The 1,574-nt window shown below is 76.2% G+C and carries 1 protein-coding gene; it reads left to right on the plus strand.

Annotated features, from left to right (window positions below):
* A partial coding sequence (locus MXD58_RS30480; protein WP_284678913.1) for an SDR family NAD(P)-dependent oxidoreductase occupies nucleotides 1-1,574 on the plus strand: 1,574 nt, incomplete at both ends.

A 1,574-nucleotide genomic window follows, 5' to 3' on the forward strand; every position in this document is an offset into this window, starting at 1 on the left:
CCTCCGGCCTTCTGGACAACCCGACGGACGGCGACCCGGCCCTTTCCGACAGCGACCGACCGGCGGATCCGGCGACCTGGCCGCCACCCGGCGCCGAGCCGACCGCGTCCGCGCCGGGCGGCCCGGCGCTCTGGCGACGCGGGGAACACCTCTTCGCCGAGGTCGAGCTGTCCGAGGAACAGCGGGAAGGGGCCGGCGGCTACGGCATCCACCCGGCTCTGCTCGACGCCGTGACGCGGGCCGTCCGTACCGGCGGGGAAGACGACGTCGAGCATCCCGCCCACTGGGGCGGCGTCATCCTCCACTCCGCCGGTGCCACCCGCCTGCGGGTCCGGGCCGAGCCCGCCGGAGCGGACGCGACCCAGCTGACCGTGACCGACCCGGCGGGAGAGCTCGTGCTGAGCGTCGCGACGCTCACCTTCCGACCGTTGGCGGCCGGCGACGTCGGGCGCACGGGCCACGAGGATCTGCTGGAGGTCGCCTGGTCGCCGATCCCGTCGGTGGCCCCCGCCGACCCGGCGCCAGCGGTGAGCCTCGCCCGGACCACCGGTGACATCGCCGAGCTCGCCACCCGGGTCGAGGCTCCCGGCGTTGTCGTGTTACCAGCCCGGTGCGCCGCCCGTTCCTCGGCGGTCGGGCCCGCCGCCGACGGCGGTGCCAGCGCGGCCGCTCTGGCCGCCGACGTCCTCGCCGCGGTGCAGACCTGGCTTGCTACCGCCCCGGAGGACGCCCGCCTCGTCGTCGTGACCCAGGGCGCCGTCCCGGCGGGCGGCGACGCCACGGTGATCGACCGCGCCGGCGCCGCCGTCTGGGGCCTCGTTCGGGCGGCACAGGCCGAACACCCCCTGCGGCTCGTCCTGATCGACACGGACCCGGCCAGCGACCCGTCCACCGATGCGGACCCATCCGATGGACCCGATGGACCCGATGGACCCGATGGACCCGATGGATCCGGTGGATCCGGTGGATCCGGTGGATCCGGTGGCCTGGAGCGAACGGTGGGCGCGGCCCTTGCCGCGGGCGAGCCGCAACTCGCGGTCCGTGCCGGCGCTCTGTTCGTCCCCCGGCTGGTCCGGGTCGAGGAGTCCGCCCTCGACCCGGACGGCCCCGCCCTTGACCCGGATGGCACCGTGCTGGTCACCGGCGCGACCGGCACCCTCGGTGCCGCGATTGCCCGCCATCTCGTGTCCCGGCACGGAGTTCGGCATCTGGTTCTGGCGAGCCGTCGCGGCAATGCCGGCGGGGACGCCGCCGCCCTCCTGACCGAACTGGCCGCAGGCGGCGCCGCGGTGACGGCGGTGGCGTGCGATGTCGCTGACCGGTCGGCGGTGGCGGAGATGCTGGCCGCCATCGGGCCGCGGCACCCGCTGACCGCCGTCGTGCACGCCGCCCGGGTGTCCGACAGCGGTCTCGTCGGCGAGTACGACTCCGACCGGCTGCACCGGGTGTTCGCGCCCAGGGCCGTCGCCGCCGACCACCTCGATGTCCTCACCCGCCCGCTCGGCCTGCAGGCGTTCGTGCTGGCCGGCTCGGCGGCCTCGGTGTTCCTCGGTGCCGGCGCGGCCCTCCACGCC

The organism is Frankia sp. AgKG'84/4, from assembly GCF_023242965.2.
In the GTDB taxonomy this organism is placed as follows: Bacteria; Actinomycetota; Actinomycetes; order Frankiales; family Frankiaceae; genus Frankia.